This window comes from Providencia sp. PROV209, assembly GCF_028479485.1.
Classification (GTDB): Bacteria; Pseudomonadota; Gammaproteobacteria; order Enterobacterales; family Enterobacteriaceae; genus Providencia; species Providencia alcalifaciens.
On record NZ_JAMPNR010000023.1, the window covers coordinates 17,813 to 36,576 of the forward strand.

At 43.7% G+C, this 18,764-nt stretch carries 17 protein-coding genes; 10 read left to right on the forward strand and 7 right to left on the reverse strand.

Translation table 11 applies throughout. From position 1 onward, the window contains the following. Nucleotides 1-24 precede the first annotated feature (24 nt). The 3 genes from sdhA to sdhC are packed head-to-tail and all read right to left on the reverse strand — an operon-like array spanning nucleotide 25 to nucleotide 2,520. Nucleotides 25-1,791 (reverse strand): succinate dehydrogenase flavoprotein subunit, encoded by a 1,767-nt coding sequence (gene sdhA / locus PR795_RS16105; protein ID WP_006660453.1) that lies wholly within the window; start codon nucleotides 1,789-1,791, stop codon nucleotides 25-27. Nucleotide 1,792: 1 nt separating this feature from the next. Further along, nucleotides 1,793-2,137 (reverse strand): succinate dehydrogenase membrane anchor subunit, encoded by a 345-nt coding sequence (sdhD, locus tag PR795_RS16110; RefSeq protein ID WP_006660454.1) that lies wholly within the window; start codon nucleotides 2,135-2,137, stop codon nucleotides 1,793-1,795. Beyond that, nucleotides 2,131-2,520: a succinate dehydrogenase cytochrome b556 subunit gene (gene sdhC, locus PR795_RS16115; protein ID WP_004909059.1), complete on the reverse strand. Its 390-nt coding sequence runs from the start codon at nucleotides 2,518-2,520 to the stop codon at nucleotides 2,131-2,133. Before sdhC ends, sdhD begins: the two co-directional genes overlap by 7 nt. 640 nt (nucleotides 2,521-3,160) lie before the next feature. On the opposite strand from sdhC, the gene PR795_RS16120 reads away from it, so the two are divergent. Further along, the gene (locus tag PR795_RS16120) at nucleotides 3,161-4,447 is read left to right on the forward strand and encodes a citrate synthase (protein WP_006660455.1); all 1,287 of its coding nucleotides are present in this window, start codon (nucleotides 3,161-3,163) and stop codon (nucleotides 4,445-4,447) included. 54 nt (nucleotides 4,448-4,501) lie between these two features. On the opposite strand, the gene PR795_RS16125 is transcribed toward PR795_RS16120, so the two are convergent. Next, nucleotides 4,502-5,290, reverse strand: coding sequence for an AraC family transcriptional regulator (locus PR795_RS16125; RefSeq protein ID WP_181480675.1), 789 nt, complete (start codon nucleotides 5,288-5,290; stop codon nucleotides 4,502-4,504). 110 nt (nucleotides 5,291-5,400) lie between these two features. Here PR795_RS16125 and PR795_RS16130 point away from each other — a divergent pair, with 110 nt between their 5' ends. Together PR795_RS16130 and PR795_RS16135 are read left to right on the forward strand one after the other, a co-directional pair. Continuing rightward, a complete protein-coding gene (locus PR795_RS16130) occupies nucleotides 5,401-6,525 on the forward strand; it encodes a multidrug effflux MFS transporter (RefSeq protein WP_181480674.1) in 1,125 nt (374 codons plus the stop codon). Between the two features lie 134 nt (nucleotides 6,526-6,659). Further along, entirely contained in the window at nucleotides 6,660-6,809 is a 150-nt protein-coding gene (locus tag PR795_RS16135; protein ID WP_006660459.1) for a hypothetical protein, read from the forward strand. Between the two features lie 36 nt (nucleotides 6,810-6,845). Here the strand turns inward: PR795_RS16135 and PR795_RS16140 are convergent, their stop codons facing one another. The 3 genes from PR795_RS16140 to PR795_RS16150 all read right to left on the reverse strand — a co-directional run bounded on the left by PR795_RS16140 (nucleotide 6,846) and on the right by PR795_RS16150 (nucleotide 9,769). Then, a complete protein-coding gene (locus PR795_RS16140; protein WP_181480673.1) occupies nucleotides 6,846-7,589 on the reverse strand; it encodes a type 2 GTP cyclohydrolase I in 744 nt (247 codons plus the stop codon). Between the two features lie 196 nt (nucleotides 7,590-7,785). Continuing rightward, nucleotides 7,786-9,282, reverse strand: coding sequence for a C69 family dipeptidase (locus PR795_RS16145; RefSeq protein ID WP_181480672.1), 1,497 nt, complete (start codon nucleotides 9,280-9,282; stop codon nucleotides 7,786-7,788). 280 nt (nucleotides 9,283-9,562) lie between these two features. Then, on the reverse strand, nucleotides 9,563-9,769 hold the full coding sequence (locus tag PR795_RS16150) for a YbfA family protein (protein ID WP_154600771.1): 207 nt from the start codon (nucleotides 9,767-9,769) through the stop codon (nucleotides 9,563-9,565). Between the two features lie 428 nt (nucleotides 9,770-10,197). Between PR795_RS16150 and kdpF the strand changes: the two genes are divergently transcribed. The 7 genes from kdpF to PR795_RS16185 all read left to right on the forward strand — a co-directional run bounded on the left by kdpF (nucleotide 10,198) and on the right by PR795_RS16185 (nucleotide 18,592). Then, nucleotides 10,198-10,287, forward strand: coding sequence for a K(+)-transporting ATPase subunit F (kdpF, locus tag PR795_RS16155; RefSeq protein ID WP_071524944.1), 90 nt, complete (start codon nucleotides 10,198-10,200; stop codon nucleotides 10,285-10,287). 1 nt (nucleotide 10,288) lies between these two features. Further along, a complete protein-coding gene (kdpA, locus tag PR795_RS16160) occupies nucleotides 10,289-11,992 on the forward strand; it encodes a potassium-transporting ATPase subunit KdpA (RefSeq protein WP_272516945.1) in 1,704 nt (567 codons plus the stop codon). Between the two features lie 13 nt (nucleotides 11,993-12,005). Continuing rightward, on the forward strand, nucleotides 12,006-14,069 hold the full coding sequence (gene kdpB / locus PR795_RS16165; RefSeq protein WP_006660464.1) for a potassium-transporting ATPase subunit KdpB: 2,064 nt from the start codon (nucleotides 12,006-12,008) through the stop codon (nucleotides 14,067-14,069). 10 nt (nucleotides 14,070-14,079) lie between these two features. Next, a complete protein-coding gene (gene kdpC / locus PR795_RS16170) occupies nucleotides 14,080-14,673 on the forward strand; it encodes a potassium-transporting ATPase subunit KdpC (protein WP_006662310.1) in 594 nt (197 codons plus the stop codon). A gap of 8 nt (nucleotides 14,674-14,681) precedes the next feature. After that, nucleotides 14,682-17,381 carry a two-component system sensor histidine kinase KdpD gene (kdpD, locus tag PR795_RS16175; RefSeq protein ID WP_272516946.1) on the forward strand — a complete coding sequence of 900 codons (2,700 nt, stop codon included), beginning with the start codon at nucleotides 14,682-14,684 and terminating at the stop codon, nucleotides 17,379-17,381. A 16-nt stretch (nucleotides 17,382-17,397) separates the two neighbouring features. Continuing rightward, nucleotides 17,398-18,081, forward strand: a complete 684-nt coding sequence (gene kdpE / locus PR795_RS16180; protein WP_006660467.1) for a two-component system response regulator KdpE — start codon at nucleotides 17,398-17,400, stop codon at nucleotides 18,079-18,081. A 115-nt stretch (nucleotides 18,082-18,196) separates the two neighbouring features. After that, nucleotides 18,197-18,592 carry a DUF5329 family protein gene (locus tag PR795_RS16185; RefSeq protein WP_006662312.1) on the forward strand — a complete coding sequence of 132 codons (396 nt, stop codon included), beginning with the start codon at nucleotides 18,197-18,199 and terminating at the stop codon, nucleotides 18,590-18,592. Nucleotides 18,593-18,764 lie beyond the last annotated feature (172 nt).

Genomic DNA, 18,764 nt, shown 5'->3' on the forward strand with positions numbered 1-18,764 from the left:
CCGCAACTGGATTAACACCACGCATTAATAAGTACGAATCTTCGGTGGGAAGGCTTCACGCAACTTAGGCTGCATGTTCACTTCACGACGAGTCATCGTTTCAGATTGCGGTAGATATAATGAGTGACATAACCAATTTGCATCATCACGATCTGGGAAGTCAAAGCGGCTGTGAGCACCACGGCTCTCTGTACGGAAGTTTGCAGCTTGTGCTGTTGCATAAGCGGTTTCCATCAGGTTATCCAGCTCTAAACATTCAATACGTTGGGTGTTGAACTCAGTTGAAGTGTCATCCAGACGTGCATTTTTCAGACGCTCACGGATTTCCTTCAGCTCTTCTAAGCCCTTAGCCATCGCATCCCCTTCACGGAATACGGAGAAGTTATTCTGCATGCAAGATTGCAGTGCTTTGCGAATTTCAGTTGGATCTTCGCCTGTACGCGCATTTTCCCAACGATTGAAACGCGCCATTGCCGCATCGATGTCCGATTCAGACGCATCGCGCATTGGACCCTGTTCCATGATGGATTCATTCAGGTGTAAACCAGCCGAACGACCAAATACCACAAGGTCAAGTAGGGAGTTACCGCCTAAACGGTTAGCGCCATGTACAGATACACAAGCAATCTCACCCACAGCAAACAGACCCGGAATGACTTCGTCTTCGCCTTTTTCGTTATAGCGAATCGCTTGACCCGTCACTTTAGTTGGAATACCCCCCATCATATAGTGACAAGTTGGGATAACTGGGATTGGCTCTTTAACTGGGTCAACGTGGGCAAAAGTACGAGATAATTCAAGGATACCCGGTAAGCGAGATTCCAGAACATCTTTTCCTAAGTGGTCCAGTTTCAGTTTCGCGTGTGGACCCCATGGGCCATCACAACCACGACCTTCACGGATCTCAATCATGATAGAGCGTGCAACAACGTCACGACCCGCAAGGTCTTTCGCGTTTGGTGCATAACGTTCCATGAAACGCTCGCCGTCTTTGTTCAGCAGATAACCACCTTCACCACGGCAACCTTCTGTAACCAGAACACCGGCACCCGCAATACCCGTTGGGTGGAATTGCCACATTTCCATATCTTGCAGTGGAACGCCAGCGCGTACCGCCATACCAACACCATCACCCGTATTGATGTGAGCGTTAGTTGTAGATTGGTAAATTCGACCTGCACCGCCAGTCGCTAAGATGGTCGCTTTCGCTTTAAAATAAACCAGCTCGCCTGTTTCCATGCAGATTGCAGTACAACCCACGATGTCTCCATCTTGGTTTTTTACTAAATCCAGCGCATACCATTCGGAAAAGATCGTCGTGTGATTTTTTAAGTTTTGCTGATACAGAGTATGTAACAGTGCGTGACCAGTACGGTCAGCTGCCGCAGCAGTACGTGCTGCTTGCTCGCCACCGAAGTTCTTAGACTGACCACCGAATGGACGTTGATAAATACTACCATCATCAAGACGTGAGAAAGGCAATCCCATATGTTCTAATTCTAGGATAGCTTCCGGTCCTGTTTTACACATGTATTCGATAGCGTCTTGGTCGCCGATATAATCGGAGCCTTTAACGGTGTCATACATATGCCATTCCCAGTTATCAGGGTGTGTGTTACCCAGTGCAACAGTGATACCACCTTGCGCTGACACAGTATGAGAACGGGTTGGAAATACTTTAGATAACAAAGCACAAGATAGGCCTTGTTGAGAAATTTGTAGTGCTGCGCGCATACCTGCACCGCCCGCACCGATAACGATAGCGTCAAACTCTCTGATTGGCAGATTCATTTTATGCACCCCACACAACAATTGTTCCGTAAATTAAGTAAGCCAGTAAACCGACAATAATTGCCAGTTGTAGTACTAAGCGAATCGCTAACGGCTTAACATAGTCAGTCAGCACTTGCCACATACCAATCCAGGCATGCACAAGAATTGAGAACAATGTGAGGATAGTGAATACTTTGGTCACAGAGGAGGCAAAGAAGCCACGCCATACTTCATAGGTAATATCATTGATTGCGACAAAGCCAACAATGTAGAGTACGTAGAGGACGATAACGATCGCCGAGCCACGAATTAGCAGCCAGTCCTGGATACCAGTACGGCCTAAAGCTGAAGCATTACTTACCATACTAAGATCCCCGCCAGAATTGCCAGAATTACAGTAATTACAAATGTAATTTTTGCGGATGAGTTGCCCGCAGCAAGGGTTTCATCAACACAGCCGAAATCCATCAGCATATGACGAATACCACCACAAATGTGGTAAGCCAGTGCTGTTAAGATTCCCCAAAGAATGAACTTAGCAAAAAAGCCAGTCATTATTTCAGACGCGTATTGAAAACCTTCTGGAGAGGAGAGAGAAGTCCCTAGCAACCAAAGCAGAATACCAACTGCGATGAGAGTAATGACGCCAGAGACACGGTGCAAGATCGAAGATATTGCAGTAATCGGAAAGTGAATCGTCTGCAAATCAAGGTTGACAGGTCTTTGTTTTTTCACAATTTTGCCCACACAGCTCTTTATTATTTTCCATCCTCCGGACCTGGGGTGGAAATCAGACAGCGACAGGGGTACAAAATGCAACTTAACACAAACTTTAATCCATCATGTTTGAATAAAGTTGCATACTGATCACGCTGGGAACTCCTACTCAGGGTAATCCGGAGACCTGCCGCCAGTATAAAGTCTTCACATTGCTATTACAATTCCCACACAAAAGGTTTGGAGACATTTAGCCCGAACAGTGAGAAGGATCACGATTTAAACATTTTATATAAATGTGCTTATCTTATTTGACAATGATTCAACATTTATCTTACATATATGCCTGACAGATTTATCTGAATACGTTACGGATGACCCAGAGTCGTGTAGTAATGTGAATGAGTATGCAAGTATAAACAAAAGTTATGAAAGTTGTTTCCCTTACCACAAATAATGATATTGTAGAGAAAACAACAAAAAAAGAACATAACGCCCTATACACTCGTAAACAACCTAACCCCATTGTTATCGGTTGCCGGATTTCAAGGTTTTATGTGATATCCAGCTGATTTTCTCAACACACCGATAGAACAATGCTCAAAGACGCAGTATAACGCTGAGTTCTGGGTTGTTGAGTGTGGATTATCAAGCGCTAAGGAGACCGTAAATGGCTGATAACAAAGCTAAGATAATGACTGGAAGTAAAGGTGAATTCGAGCTAGACATCCTAAGCCCTACAATTGGTCAAGATGTTATCGATGTACGAGCTTTAGGTTCAAAAGGGTTTTATACATACGACCCAGGTTTTACTTCAACGGCATCATGTGAGTCTAAAATCACTTACATCGATGGCGATCAAGGCGTTCTACTCCACCGTGGTTACCCAATCGACCAACTCGCTACCCAAGCCTCCTATCTTGAAGTCTGCTACATCCTGCTATACGGCGAAGCACCTACTCAAGAGCAATATGACACCTTCAAACAAACAGTGACTCGTCACACCATGATCCATGAGCAAATCACTCGTATGCTTAATGGTTTCCGTCGTGACTCTCATCCAATGGCTGTACTGTGTGGTGTCACAGGGGCGTTAGCGGCATTCTATCACGATGCACTAGACGTCAATAATCCACGTCACCGTGAAATTACCGCTTACCGTTTGCTGTCTAAAATGCCAACTGTGGCAGCAATGTGTTACAAATATTCTATTGGTCAACCTTTTGTTTACCCTCGTAATAATCTATCTTACGCGGGTAACTTCTTGCACATGATGTTCTCTACACCATGTGAAGAATATGTGGTTAACCCAGTTCTTGAGCGCGCGATGGATAGAATCCTGATCCTGCACGCTGACCATGAGCAAAACGCATCAACCTCAACAGTTCGTACCGCAGGTTCTTCCGGTGCAAACCCATTTGCCTGTATCGCAGCAGGTATCGCGTCCCTGTGGGGACCGGCTCACGGTGGTGCTAACGAAGCTTGCTTACGCATGCTGGAAGAAATCCAAACTGTCGAACACATTCCTGCATTTATCGAGCGTGCGAAAGATAAAAATGACTCTTTCCGCCTGATGGGCTTTGGTCACCGCGTTTATAAAAACCATGATCCACGTGCTACCGTCATGCGTGAAACTTGCCATGAAGTACTGAACGAGCTGGGTCTAAATGACAGCCTGCTTGAAGTGGCTATGGAATTAGAGCGTATCGCCCTGAACGACCCGTACTTCATTGAGAAGAAACTGTATCCGAACGTGGACTTCTACTCAGGTATCATCCTGAAAGCGATGGGAATTCCATCATCAATGTTTACTGTTATCTTCGCTATTGCCCGTACTATTGGCTGGATTGCACATTGGAACGAAATGCATGATGAAGGTCTGAAAATTGCACGTCCGCGTCAGCTGTATACCGGCTATGACAAACGTGAATTCAGTTCAGATTTAAAGAAAAAATAATTTGACTGATTAAGACTTAAAGCCTCGAAAACTCGGGGCTTTTTGGTTTTTAACTCACTGTCTATTCACTATTTCTTGGCTTAACCCATCACGATATTCCCGCGGCGTCATTCCACTCATTTTACGAAAAAAACTGATAAATGCACTGTCGCTGGTCAACCCTAACTCTTGGGTAATAAATCCGTACGATTTTCCTAGCGTTAACAGTTCTATCCCTTTGATAAACCGCCATTGTTGTCGCCAAACTTGGTAATTCATCCCTGTTTCTTTTAAAAATATCCGAGTAATGGTTTTTTCACTCGCACCGACGGTTCTAGCGAGTTGATTGAGCGGTGGAGGCAACAACTCAATATTCAAGTGCTTAAAGCGCCGGTCTTGAGGTAATGATAGTAACATTGGCTCTGCTGTTGCACTTTGTAATTCATCAATAAAAACAGGCAGTAACCTTGCTAGCCGTCCCCTTTTCCAGTCACTCTCTAAGGGAGCAATTGCAATGCGTTCTAATAACTCTCGGAGTAAAGGAGAAATACTTAAAATACAAACCTGTTCAGAAATTTGCTGAGCATATTCTTGGCTTAAGTAAACCGAGCGATAACCCACTGAAGCTCGCATTTGAGCTCGATGCTTTGTAAATGGCGGGATCCACGCCACTCTTCCTGGTGGTAACAACGAAATTTTATTTTCCAAACTAATACGAATGCATCCTTGTTGAGTGAACAACAATTGTCCCATTTCATGGGAATGAGCGCCTGAATCGTGCTGCCCCATCTGTGCGGCAATCCCCAAAATAGGGGCATCATACCAGTGAGTTTGAAACTCATCCGACTGTAATAACCACGCCATAAACGTCTCTTTTTTGATATTTATTGTCTTTATTATTGTAATAAGACAACCAAAAAGCCACTAAACTTTGCGCCATTCCATCAAATTTGAAAATAAATAGGTAAATCAATATGGAGCGTGCACTTTCATTATCATTGGCAATTGCATTAATGATGTTTCCACAGATTGTCGAAACCATATATAGCCCAGCATTAACGGATATCGCTAGCGCATTCAATGTCGATGCAGAGCAAGCATCTCAAACGCTTTCTCTTTACTTTTTTGCATTCGCCTTAGGCGTTGTTTTTTGGGGAAGAATGTGTGATGTCATCGGGCGCCGTCCCACCATTTTATTGGGCTTAACCCTATATGGAATTGCATCGGTTAGTGTGCTTTTTGTATCTCAATTCTATTGGCTGTTGCTGCTACGAATGCTATCCGCTTTTGGTGCAGCAGTTGGCTCTATTGGTACACAAACCATGATGCGTGACAGTTTTCAAGGTCATACGTTAGCCAAAGTTTTCTCGGTGATGGGCATCGCCTTAGCAATAAGTCCCGCTCTTGGCATGATTTTCGGTGCCAGCTTAGTTTGGCTAGGTAGTTACCGAGCCGTTTTTATGGGTTTAGCGTTGTTAGCGACCATACTTTTGTTATGGTCATGTTATAAGCTTCCAGAGACCAAACCACAAAACGTGATCAAAACCCCATTTTTGACTACGTTTTTACACATGTTAGGGGATAAACGAATTTTCCAAAATGTGATGTTGATTGCATTTTTCAACATTAATTTATTCAGTTATTACCAACTTGGACCCTTTATTTTTGAACAATTAATGCTCAATCAGCAACAATTTGGGCTAACCGGTATTTTATTAGCGTTTGGTGTGGGAATGGGGTCACTGATTAACCACTATTTATTGGCGAAAAAACAGCCACCAGAAAAATTAGTTAAGTTAGCAAGTGGGCTATCTTTGGTCAGTGGCTGTTTAGTTTATCTACTACACGACAGTGTCTGGTTTGTGTTTCCTGTGATGGGGGTTGTCATTGGCTATGGAATTGCCATCCCAAATATTCTGGCGCATGCATTAAATCATTATCAAGATAGAAAAGGCACTGCAGGCGCAATTTTAGGGCTATTTTACTATATGGGATTAGCACTTGGATTAATGGTCGCCGGCGAGGTTCAAAACCTAGGATTAGTGCTCATCACTTCAAGCCTAATACTGCTCCTTACTGCACTAAAATACCGAACTTGACCTATTTCTTTCATCAAGCACAACGAGAATATTTTCTATCGAGAAATTATTTTCGATTACGTAGCTATTTTCTAAGGATTTCGAGCCACAACTAGGCGGCAAAAGAGTGAAGCCCTAGGAGCATACATAAGTATGTGACTAAGGTTCACGAATGCAGCCAACAACGTTGTGGTTTGAAAGACAAAGAAAATATGTATTTTCTAAATAGTTCAGGCTGTGGCAAGGCGGTGAGCAAAGACAGCTTGGGGAGCATACACAAGTATGTGACCCAAGTGGCTGCGTGAAACCAACACAGCCACAGCGTGAAATATGACGAAAATTTAGGCTGGGTTATCTATATCGATAAAAACTGCATCCATCCCATGCTGATCCACCAGCCACTTAGTCAACGCTTTAATCCCATAACGCTCTGTTGCGTGATGCCCTGCGCTGTAGAAATGAATACCCATTTCTCTTGCTATATGGATGGTTTGTTCTGAGACCTCCCCTGTCACAAAGGCATCAACACCAAATTCCGCGGCTTGCATGATGAAGCTTTGACCACCACCTGTACACCATGCGATTTGGCGAATCTCGTCCTTGGCATTATCACCACAATGTAATACTTTGCGTCCTAAGCGAGTTTCTAAACGCTGAGTTAACTCTACTGGCGAAATTGGTTGATCAAAGAAACCAAATGGCATTAGTGGCTCAATGTTGCCATTTACTTGCACGCCCATAATGTGCGCGAGTTGTGCATTGTTGCCTAGGTCTGGGTGAGCATCTAACGGAAGGTGGTAACCATAAAGGTTGATATCATTTGCCAGTAATGTTTTTAGGCGATTTCTTTTCATGCCTTTGATAATGGCAGGTTCGTTTTTCCAGAAATAACCATGATGTACAATCACTGCATCTGCATTTAATCTTACCGCTTCATCCAATAATGCTTGGCAAGCTGTCACACCTGTAACAATTTTTTTCACATGTGGACGACCTTCCACTTGTAATCCATTTGGTGCGAAGTCTTGGATTTCACTGACTTTTAACTCATCGTTAATCAGCTCTTCTAACTTAAAATTATGCATAATCGTATCCTTTACCTACTGAATTCCTAACTTATTGGTATTTGATTAGCATAAACGTAAATCACATTTTTTTCTGCTGTATTTATTGGCAAACTCACACAAGCTAAGAATTAAGCTGAATTTGAAAAAGAAAGGGAATTAAACAAGAAGGCTCCCCACGGAGAGTCTTCTTGAGTTTACAGAATTACGGCTATTTTTAGTCTTTCTTCGATTTGTTCGCAAAGAAAATATCAGATTGAATATCTTCAGTTCGAATAGTGAAAAGTTGGTTAGTTAAATCTTCAGTTAACTTCTCGGCGCTTGCCATGACATCCAGATTAAACTTATTAAGCATTTTATTGGCAGCGGCTTTATCTGTTTTGGCCATTTTTAAGTAATTCACTTCCATAGCTTTTTGCTCTAACGCCGTTTTCGCTTCCCACTCTTGGTAGGCTTTTTTAACAATAGGCGCAAGTTTAGGGTAGTCAGTCATCACCAATGTTTGTAATTTACGGTATTTCCAATAAATAGAATCGCTATCCGCCTTGTCAGTTCCAACACCGTAATGTTTTGGATAAGCTTCTAGCCCACTATAGTAAGGAACAAATGCGGTCAAATCCGCCATCCCTAGACCAACATATGTCACTTCACCAATTTCTTGCGGTAACTCTGGACGTACTTGCATCACATGAGCTTCATAAGTTCTAAACACGCTAATTGGTCGCCATGGCTCTTTTCCGTTTAAGCCATTGGTATACGGATCATGTTCCGTGCCTTCAAAGTGATTACGTAGCATGGCTTTCGCTTCTTCTACAGAGACTTTTTTCTCTGGTGTTAAGAATGGAGCAAAATTTCTACCATCTGCAATATCTTGTTTTAACGACGGATTAAACTGCTGCTGAATGATCCAAACTCGTGGGTCGTTATAATCACGATCACGTTCATCATCACGCGTATAGGCTTTAGAAAAATTGAATGCGCCATCTTTTTCTGGGTTGTATAAACCTTTTTCTATTGCAAATTCAACGAGATTTTTAGAGCCAAGCATATCGGGACTATTCGCCTCAAACGCTTGTAAACGCCCCTGATTTCCCGTTGCAAAATATTTATCTTTTGCAATTTTTTGAGCCATCCATTGATGCCCCGTTCCAGTTTCTAAATACCACAGTTCATTTTTATCGACGACAGCAACACCAAAACCTTCACCAGCACCTTGGGTTTCAATAATATTACCTAAAAGCTCCACCGCTTCACGGGCTGTTTTTGCACGGGAAAGAAGTATATCTGGAATATCATCTTCTGTAATTCCAGTTTCTTCAACATAGGGATCAAACGCTAATGCTTTAGGAGAAGCAAATATAGATTCAGTACCACTGACTCCTACACCTAATTCATTAAATCCAGTTGCACCATGTAATTGTGTTTTCCAATTTGGCACAGTTGTATATCGTAATGAATTTTTTGGTAATGGGTAGGTGAAATTATTAGCACCATTATGTTCTTTTGTACTATATATTCCTGATTGATTTTTTTTGGCTGGATGTATTACAAAATGCTGAGCTTTTAATGCACTGCTATCAGCGCTTCTCGCGATAATTAACGAGCCATCATTCGTAGCTTCACTACCTGCAAGTAGTGTGGTACAAGCCAATCCAGATGATATTAATGCGATATTAATTGACAATGCGATAACACATTTTTTAAATAGAATCATGATATTCCTCATTGGCTATTTATAATTAAATATCTTTTGAATTTTAATAAAATATAATCTAATTTTATTGGGAATGGATATTAGCAATGAGATAAAGACAATTACCGTGATTCACTTCTCAGTGTCAAATAAGTTAATGAATTTAAATTTCAAATTAAATAACATGACTGTAATTTAAATAACATTGAAGTATAGGAATTAATTATTATGATTTTTATATAAAAAAATCCCCACAATTAAATTATTGCAGGGATATCTTTTTAGTGAATTGAATCACTGATTAACGATGGCTTTCCATCGTCACTTCTGAGCTAGCCAACCACACAGGTTTATCGCTCGTTTTCGCCCAGACTTTATGCAGGTAGCTATAAAATCGTGCTCTTTGTGGGTAAAAAACCATAACCGGAAACGCAATAATGCCAGCTGTTACAGCAGCAGTGCGGCGTAAAAGTACCTGATTACGGGAATATTCTTGATATGTGGACATCGATATCCTCCTTCAGTAGCCACTCAATTTTTGCCGATTCCAGTATTGCTCTTTACTCCCATCAACCTAAGTCACAAAAGAGGCACCAAAATCGAACACCAACGTTAATCTTCATTAACTGAACCTATAATAACGTAATTTGTGTAATTAAACTACTCATCTGACTACTTTAGATTAAAATAAATTCATTTTTTTTAGCTAATTCTGTTGTTTTATTACGAAATGTAGCAAAAGGCAGTAATAAACCAACAAACAAATCACATTTCATTAACAGACTATACTTTGGTTAGTGCTTTCATCATGAATAATGAATGAGCAAATTTAATTGGGCATTTTTATACTATTTTTACACCCTACCTTCTTTTTTTATCAGCTTATTTACAAGTAAATGCCTAACCTAACGCAATGGAAATAATAAGGAGATAACAATGTCACTACTTTCCATTTCTGGGGCAGTTCTTGTTGTTGTACTGCTGGTTTATCTGATTTATGCCCTGCTCAACGCGGAGAATTTCTGATATGGCCACCAATGCGTTTTTACTCATTGCCAGTTTTTTACTGGTATTAATGCTGCTAGCCAAACCACTTGGTCACTTTATTGCCTATCTTATCGATGGTGATATGCCTCGTGCTATTTCAAAGAGTGAATCGGTATTCTGGCGGTTAAGCGGAATCAAACAAATAGGGCGAGATCTCCCTGAGATGAATTATAGGCAATATGCCATCGCCATCTTTATGTTTAATTTGCTGGGATTTGGATTACTGTTTGTTATTTTGCTGTGCCAAGGCTCGTTACCTTTAAACCCACAACACTACCCAGGCATGAGCTGGGACTTAGCGTTTAATACTGCCATTAGCTTTGTGGCAAATACCAACTGGCAATCTTATAGCGGAGAAAACACCTTAAGCTATTTGAGCCAGATGGTCGGGTTAACAGTGCAAAATTTTCTCTCGGCTGCAACAGGGATAGCCGTCGTGTTTGCACTGATCCGTGCATTCTCACGACACGGCAGCAAAACCATTGGTAATGCTTGGGTCGATTTAGCACGTATCACGCTATATCTCCTTTTGCCATTATCCATTGTGTTTGCTTTATTCTTTGTTAGCCAAGGGGTTATTCAGAATTTCTCCCCTTATATTCTAAGTAGTAACCTTGATAGCAGCTCACAATTATTGCCGATGGGACCCGTTGCTTCGCAAGAAGCCATTAAGCTGTTAGGAACCAATGGAGGGGGATTTTTTGGGGCTAACTCATCACACCCATTTGAAAACCCTACAGCCTTAAGCAATTTTGTCCAAATGTTGGCTATCTTCTTAATTCCAACTGCACTCTGCTTTGCTTTTGGTCGTACCGTCAGTGATAGCAAACAAGGTCATGCTCTGCTATGGGCAATGGCGATTATTTTTGTGATCGCCGCAGCGGTCGTGATCCACGAAGAATACGTTGGCAACCCATTTTTAGGGGAATTGCATGCAACAAGCACCGCTAATCTTGAAGGAAAAGAAAATCGCTTCGGTACATTAGGCTCTGCCTTGTATGCCGTCGTGACTACCGCAGCATCTTGTGGTGCAGTGAACTCAATGCATGATTCCTACACGGCATTAGGCGGCATGGTGCCTATGTGGCTAATGCAAATCGGAGAAGTTGTCTTTGGCGGCGTGGGATCAGGCCTCTACGGTACGCTGTTATTTGTTTTACTCGCAGTTTTCTTAGCTGGGTTGATGATTGGGCGCACACCTGAATACCTTGGTAAAAAAATTGAAGTGCGTGAAATGAAAATGGTGGCATTGGCAATTTTAGTCACGCCAACCTTAGTACTACTCGGCACAACAATTTCACTCATGACTGAAGCGGGACGTGCTGGCATTCTTAACCCAGGCGCACATGGATTCAGTGAAGTGCTATACGCTTTCTCATCCGCAGCCAACAACAACGGCAGTGCATTTGCAGGATTAAGCTCGAATACGCCGTATTATAATGTGATGCTGGCGTTAGCCATGTTCTTTGGTCGTTTTGGTGTCATTTTCCCAGTATTAGCCATCGCGGGTTCTATGGCAGTGAAAAAACCTCAAGCGGCAAGCCTTGCTGCATTACCAACACACGGTCCGCTGTTTATCGGTTTATTAATCATGACAGTTCTTCTCATTGGTGCGCTGACCTTTGTACCTGCCCTTGCGTTAGGTCCGATCGCAGAACATCTGCAAATTTGGTTAGCGGCATAATGAGGGTGAAAAAATGAAAAATCAAAAAACACAATTATTTGATAGCAAACTGGTTCGCCAATCAACCCTTGATGCCATTAAAAAACTGACACCACAAGCACAATGGCGTAACCCAGTGATGTTTGTTGTCTACATCGGCAGCATCATGACGACATTATTATGGATAGCGATGATCGCTGGCTATAGCGAAGGCAACGCTTGGTTTAGTGGCATGGTGACATTATGGTTATGGTTTACCGTACTGTTTGCTAACTTTGCAGAAGCGTTAGCGGAAGGACGCAGTAAAGCCCAAGCACAAAGCTTAAAAGGGGTCAAACAACAAAGTCGTGCGACCAAACTGGCAACAGCCGCTCTCGATGCACCGCAAGAAATGGTCAGTTCAGACCAGCTACGCAAAGGTGATATCGTGCTGATCCGAGCTGGGGAAACGATCCCTTGTGATGGTGAAGTGATTGAAGGCGGTGCATCGGTAGATGAAAGTGCTATTACAGGGGAATCAGCACCCGTCATCCGCGAATCCGGTGGTGACTTCTCATCGGTCACAGGGGGAACTCGAGTCCTTTCCGACTGGCTGATCGTCGAATGTACGGTTAACCCGGGCGAAACCTTCTTAGACCGTATGATATCGATGGTGGAAGGCGCACAGCGCCGTAAAACGCCAAATGAAATCGCCTTAACTATTTTGTTAACCGCGCTAACAATTATCTTTGTGTTAGTCTGCGCAACCTTATACCCATTCACCCTGTTTGCCACTGAGTATGCAGGTGCAGGTGGTGCAGTTTCGATTATTGTTTTAATTGCCCTTCTGATCTGTTTGATTCCAACCACGATTGGTGGATTGCTTTCGTCCATCGGTGTTGCTGGTATGAGTCGTATGCTAGGCGCAAATGTGATTGCCACCAGCGGTCGTGCTGTTGAAGCCGCTGGGGATGTGGACGTACTGTTGTTGGATAAAACGGGCACCATCACCCTCGGTAATCGTCAAGCCTCTGACTTTTTACCGCTAAGCGGCGTCACAGAGCAGCAATTAGCCGATGCGGCTCAGCTCTCTTCACTGGCGGATGAAACCCCAGAAGGACGCAGCATTGTGGTGCTCGCAAAACAGAAATTCAATTTACGCGAACGTGATATCCACGCAATGAATGCGACTTTTGTTCCCTTCTCCGCGATGACAAGAATGAGCGGTGTTAACGTGGGTGAGCGCATGATCCGTAAAGGTTCTGCGGATGCTATCCGTCGCTATGTAGAAGCCAATCATGGAAAATTCCCTGTTGAAGCAGACAAGCTTGTCGAACAAGTTGCCCATGCAGGGGGAACACCATTAGTCGTTGTTGATAGCCAAACCGTTCTCGGCGTCGTTGCACTCAAAGACATCGTGAAAGGTGGGATGAAAGAGCGTTTTGCACAAATGCGCGCCATGGGGATCAAAACCGTTATGATTACGGGGGATAACCACCTGACGGCGGCGGCAATCGCTGCGGAAGCAGGCGTGGATGATTTCTTAGCGGAAGCCACTCCAGAGGCAAAACTCGCTTTAATACGCCAGTACCAATCCGAAGGTCGACTCGTTGCGATGACGGGTGACGGGACTAACGATGCCCCTGCACTGGCACAAGCTGACGTTGCTGTCGCGATGAACTCAGGTACTCAAGCCGCTAAAGAAGCGGGGAACATGGTGGATTTGGATTCGAACCCAACCAAGTTAATTGAAGTCGTTCATATTGGTAAACAAATGCTGATGACCCGAGGTTCATTAACCACATTCAGTATTGCCAACGATATCGCCAAATACTTCGCGATTATTCCGGCATGCTTTGCCGTCACATGGCCACAGCTCAATGCATTAAATATTATGCACTTACATTCACCGGCATCGGCGTTGCTGTCCGCGGTTATTTTTAATGCCCTGATTATTGTGTTCTTAATTCCACTGGCATTAAAAGGGGTAAATTATCGCCCCATGAGCTCTCAGTCACTTTTACAACGCAATTTAAGCTTGTACGGTTTAGGCGGATTGATTGTCCCATTCGTGGGGATCAAGCTTATCGATATGTTCATCAGCTTATTTGGTATTTAAGGAGCCTATTATGAACATGTTTCGTTCTTCATTTATGATCTTAGTTTTACTGACATTGGTCACGGGGATTGCTTACCCGCTACTCGTCACAGGGATCGCCAATGTAATTTTTCCAGCTCAATCGATGGGCTCGCTGATCCTGCAAGATAATCGCGTTATTGGTTCATCATTAATTGGGCAGTCTTACCAAAATGACCATTATTTCTACGGTCGCCCCTCAGTGACGGCAGATGTACCGTATAATGCACTGGCATCTGGTGGTAGCAATTTAGCGATCAGCAATCCTTTGTTAACAAAAGAATTAACTGAGCGCGCTGTGGCATTGAAACAGCATGAACCTGATGGCGGAGACTCTCTACCCGTGGATTTACTCACCGCATCATCAAGTGGGTTAGATCCACATATTTCAGTAGCTGCCGCCTTATATCAAGCGCCACGGATTGCCAAAAACAGACAGTTATCGATAGACACAGTAAAATCGATTATCGCTGATAACACTCAATCTCCGCTGTTTAGATTCTTAGGGGAGCCAGTTGTCAACGTGCTAGAATTGAACCTTGCCCTTGATGCCTATCAGCGGGAAGCTAACAGTCAAAATCACTGAGGTCAGTTATGAATAATCAGGAGCCTATCCGCCCAAACCCAGATGACCTGTTGGTAAAGGCAAATGAAACTGGACGCGGCAAACTTAAGATTTTCTTCGGTGCTTGTGCGGGTGTTGGGAAAACTTATGCCATGTTGCAAGAAGCGCAACGCCTTCGAGCACAAGGGTTAGATGTGCTGATTGGCGTGGTCGAAACTCATGAACGAGAAGAAACTGCCGCGTTACTGGATGGGCTCCCGCAACTTCCTCCGTTAAAAATCAACCATCGAGGGCGTCGCCTGCACGCCTTCGATATTGATGCAGCATTAGCAAGGCATCCTGCCATTATCTTGATGGATGAACTTGCCTTCAGTAATCCAAATGGCAGCCGTCATCCTAAACGCTGGCAAGATGTCGAAGAACTGCTGGATGCGGGGATCGATGTTCTTACGACAGTGAATGTGCAACATATTGAAAGTTTGAATGATATCGTGGGAAGCATCACGGGCATTCGCGTACGAGAAACCGTTCCCGACCATATTTTTGATGCCGCCAATGAAGTGGTATTAGTTGATTTGCCGCCAGATGACCTTCGCCAGCGCCTAAAAGAAGGCAAAGTGTATATACCGGGGCAAGCAGAACGCGCTATCGAGCATTTTTTCCGTAAAGGTAATCTCATTGCCTTACGTGAATTGGCGTTACGACGCACAGCCGACCGTGTTGATGATCAAATGCGAGAGTTTCGCGATGGCAAAGGAGAAGCCCCCGTTTGGCATACTCGGGATGGGTTATTGTTATGCATTGGGCATAATACTGGCAATGAAAAACTGGTACGCGCAGCAGCCCGACTCGCCGCTAAATTTGGCAGTGTTTGGCATGCGGTATATGTCGAAACCCCCACATTGCACCAACTTCCTGAAAATCAGCGCCGCGCCATTTTAAAAGCACTTCGGCTCGCACAAGACTTGGGTGCCGAAACCGCCACACTGTCTGATCCCAACGAGGAAAAAGCGATTTTACGTTACGCTCGTGAACATAACCTGGGTAAGATTTTAATTGGCCGGCGTGATAAACATCGCAAATGGTATAAATTTAAATTACACCAAGGCTTTGCCGATAGACTGGGTAAGCTAGGTCCTGATTTAGACTTAATCATCGTTGCTCTCGAAGAAAAAAGTGATTGGGATAAAGAGCCGGAAAGAAAGCCATTCACCGAAAAATGGCGTTCAGACATGAATGGTTATTTAATGGCGATAGCCATGTGTGCTGCCATCACTTTATTCTCACGTACATTTTTACTGGCACTGGACAAAGCTAACCTCGTGACACTCTATTTGCTTGGGGTGGTGCTAGTCGCGCTCTTTTATGGTCGGCGCCCTTCCGTCTTTGCCGCGTTAATCAACGTAGTCAGCTTTGACCTATTCTTTGTGCAACCTCACTTTTCATTAGCCATTATGGATATGCAGTATTTAGTGACTTTTACTGTGATGCTAATTGTGGGGGTTGTCGTCGGGAATCTCACCGCCGGCATGCGCTATCAAGCGCGCATTGCTCGCTACCGTGAGCAACGTACACGCCATTTATATGAAATGACCAAAGAGCTAGGTCAAGCACTTAGCACTGAAGATATCGGGAAAACAGGCTATCATTTTTTGAATAATGCTTTCCAAGCAAAAACCTGTTTACTTCTGCCTGATGAGAATAACCAACTCACACCATTACAGTGTGAAGGTTATAGTCAATTACAGATAGACAAAGCCATTGCTAAATGGAGCTTTGATAAGCGCCAACCGGCTGGCGCAGGAACCGATACGTTGCCCAGCGTGCCATACCAATTACAACCTATCACGACCGCCGATGAAACCCTTGCTGTGCTCGCCATTGAGCCGCGTAATATTCGCCAATTATTGATCCCTGAGCAGCAACGTATGCTGCAAACCTTTACAGGGCTCATCGCGAGTAGCCTGTCACGCTTACAACTCACCAAACAGGCAGAAACAGCTAAATTGGATGTTGAACGGGAGCAATTGCGAAATTCACTGCTGGCTGCCCTATCTCATGATCTCAAAACACCACTGACGGTCTTATTTGGGCAGAGTGAAATTTTAATGTTAGAGCTATCTGCGGAAAACTCCCCTCTCACGGAGCAAGTTAACCAGATGCGCCAGCAAGTTTTGAGCACATCACGACTGGTCAATAATTTACTGGATATGGCTCGCTTACAATCAGGTGGGATCCACCCAAATCTAGAGTGGGAATCGCTGCAAGAAATTACCAGTAGCGCAGTTAGGATCTTAGATTACACTTTAGATAGTCATCCTCTTGATATTGATATTCCAGCAGATTTACTATTGTATTGCGACGGAAACTTGATTGAACGCGTGTTAATTAACTTACTCGAAAATGCCATCAAATATAGCGATAATGACACCCCTATCGGCATTCGAGCCTCGATTGAGGCACAAAAGGTCCATATCGAAGTGTGGGATGCCAGTAATGCAATCCCTGACGGGCAAGAAAAAACCATTTTCGATAAATTTTCTCGCGCACAAAAAGAGTCAGCAATTCCAGGCGTTGGCTTAGGTTTAGCTATCTGTCGTGCTATTATCCATCTCCATGACGGTGAAATTTGGGCACAAAACAATGATAAAGGCGGCGCCAGCTTCCATTTTGTTTTGCCATTAAAGCCGTTACCCGAGATTGAAAACGAAAGCGAAAACGAAATTTAGGAGCATCTAGCGTACTGTGAGTTCCCATCAAATCCTGATCATTGAAGATGAAAAAGAGATCCGCCGCTTTGTTCGATTAGCGCTGGAGGGTGAAGGCTGGAAAATTTTTGAAGCCGAAAATTACCAACGAGGACTCATTGAAGCGGGAACTCGTCAGCCCGATTTGGTGATTTTGGATCTTGGATTACCGGATGGCGATGGATTAGATTTGATCCGTGATTTGCGCCAATGGAGCAGTATCCCGCTGATTGTGCTTTCCGCTCGAGAAGAAGAATCACAAAAAGTCGCCGCCCTGGATGCCGGTGCCGATGATTATCTCACAAAACCTTTTGGTATTAGCGAGTTGCTCGCCCGTGTTCGTGTAGCCTTACGACGTTTTGGTAAAGCAGGACAAGAAAGCCCTACGTTTCAATTTGGCGATGTCACCGTGGATTTTATCAACCGTATCGTGACTAAAGGTAGCGAAGAGCTACACCTCACCCCCATTGAGTTTCGGTTACTGAGCGAACTTGTCGCCAATAGTGGAAAAGTACTCACTCAGCGCCATTTGTTGCTGCAAGTTTGGGGACCGAGTTACGTCGAACATAATCACTATCTACGCATTTATATGGGGCATTTACGCCAGAAGTTGGAAAATGACCCTGCTCGCCCCGAACATCTTTTAACTGAAACCGGTATTGGCTACCGTTTTATGCCTTAATTTATGCCTTAAAACCTAAGTTTGTCTTAACGCATGATTCTCAGACTATTACTGATAGTTTATTCATCGCGGCTGCCTATAATCTCTCCAATCTTAATTTATCGGAGCGTTTCCTGTGCAATCGTTACTGACTCAAGCTTCTCGCCGTTTTGCTTCAATCTTAGTGATTTTTTTAACTATTTTCGTCACCACCAAAGCCCTTGCGCTAAGCCCAGAAGAGAAAACGCGGACTGAAGCGTTGTTAACGGAATTAGGCAAACAGCAGAATTTAACGTTCACGCGTAATGGTTCCGGTCATTCCGCACCAGAAGCTGAATCCCATTTGCGTTTAAAGCTGGGTAAAACCGAAAAGCGCTTACAGACAACAGAGCAGTTTATTGACAATGTGGCATCCAAATCCTCTATCACCGGAGAAGAGTATCAAGTCACCGATGCCCAAGGTAAAGTCACCAGCGCCAATCAATATCTGCATGATTTATTGAAAAATAACGTTGATAAACAAACCAAATAACCCGTTTTATCCCCTCCCGATTAATGAAGCGCCCCAATAGCTTGCGGGCACTTCATTATGTCGCTGTCTTTCGTGAACCGCCTTACTCCTCGCATAATGAAAAGACCTTTTTCATGATCGAGAATCCCCATTTCCCTGACCCTATATATCCGCCAATCAGAATCACAATCCG

Excerpts from the sequence above, each read along its gene's own strand:
- PR795_RS16125 (WP_181480675.1), bottom strand. The coding sequence starts at position 5,290 with ATGGCGTGGTTATTACAGTCGGATGAGTTTCAAACTCACTGGTATGAT.
- sdhA (WP_006660453.1), bottom strand. The coding sequence starts at position 1,791 with ATGAATCTGCCAATCAGAGAGTTTGACGCTATCGTTATCGGTGCGGGC.
- sdhD (WP_006660454.1), bottom strand. The coding sequence starts at position 2,137 with ATGGTAAGTAATGCTTCAGCTTTAGGCCGTACTGGTATCCAGGACTGG.
- PR795_RS16150 (WP_154600771.1), bottom strand. The coding sequence starts at position 9,769 with ATGTCCACATATCAAGAATATTCCCGTAATCAGGTACTTTTACGCCGC.
- kdpC (WP_006662310.1), top strand. The coding sequence starts at position 14,080 with ATGAACATGTTTCGTTCTTCATTTATGATCTTAGTTTTACTGACATTG.
- kdpB (WP_006660464.1), top strand. The coding sequence starts at position 12,006 with ATGAAAAATCAAAAAACACAATTATTTGATAGCAAACTGGTTCGCCAA.
- PR795_RS16145 (WP_181480672.1), bottom strand. The coding sequence starts at position 9,282 with ATGATTCTATTTAAAAAATGTGTTATCGCATTGTCAATTAATATCGCA.
- PR795_RS16130 (WP_181480674.1), top strand. The coding sequence starts at position 5,401 with ATGGAGCGTGCACTTTCATTATCATTGGCAATTGCATTAATGATGTTT.
- PR795_RS16120 (WP_006660455.1), top strand. The coding sequence starts at position 3,161 with ATGGCTGATAACAAAGCTAAGATAATGACTGGAAGTAAAGGTGAATTC.
- kdpD (WP_272516946.1), top strand. The coding sequence starts at position 14,682 with ATGAATAATCAGGAGCCTATCCGCCCAAACCCAGATGACCTGTTGGTA.
- kdpF (WP_071524944.1), top strand. The coding sequence starts at position 10,198 with ATGTCACTACTTTCCATTTCTGGGGCAGTTCTTGTTGTTGTACTGCTG.
- kdpA (WP_272516945.1), top strand. The coding sequence starts at position 10,289 with ATGGCCACCAATGCGTTTTTACTCATTGCCAGTTTTTTACTGGTATTA.
- PR795_RS16140 (WP_181480673.1), bottom strand. The coding sequence starts at position 7,589 with ATGCATAATTTTAAGTTAGAAGAGCTGATTAACGATGAGTTAAAAGTC.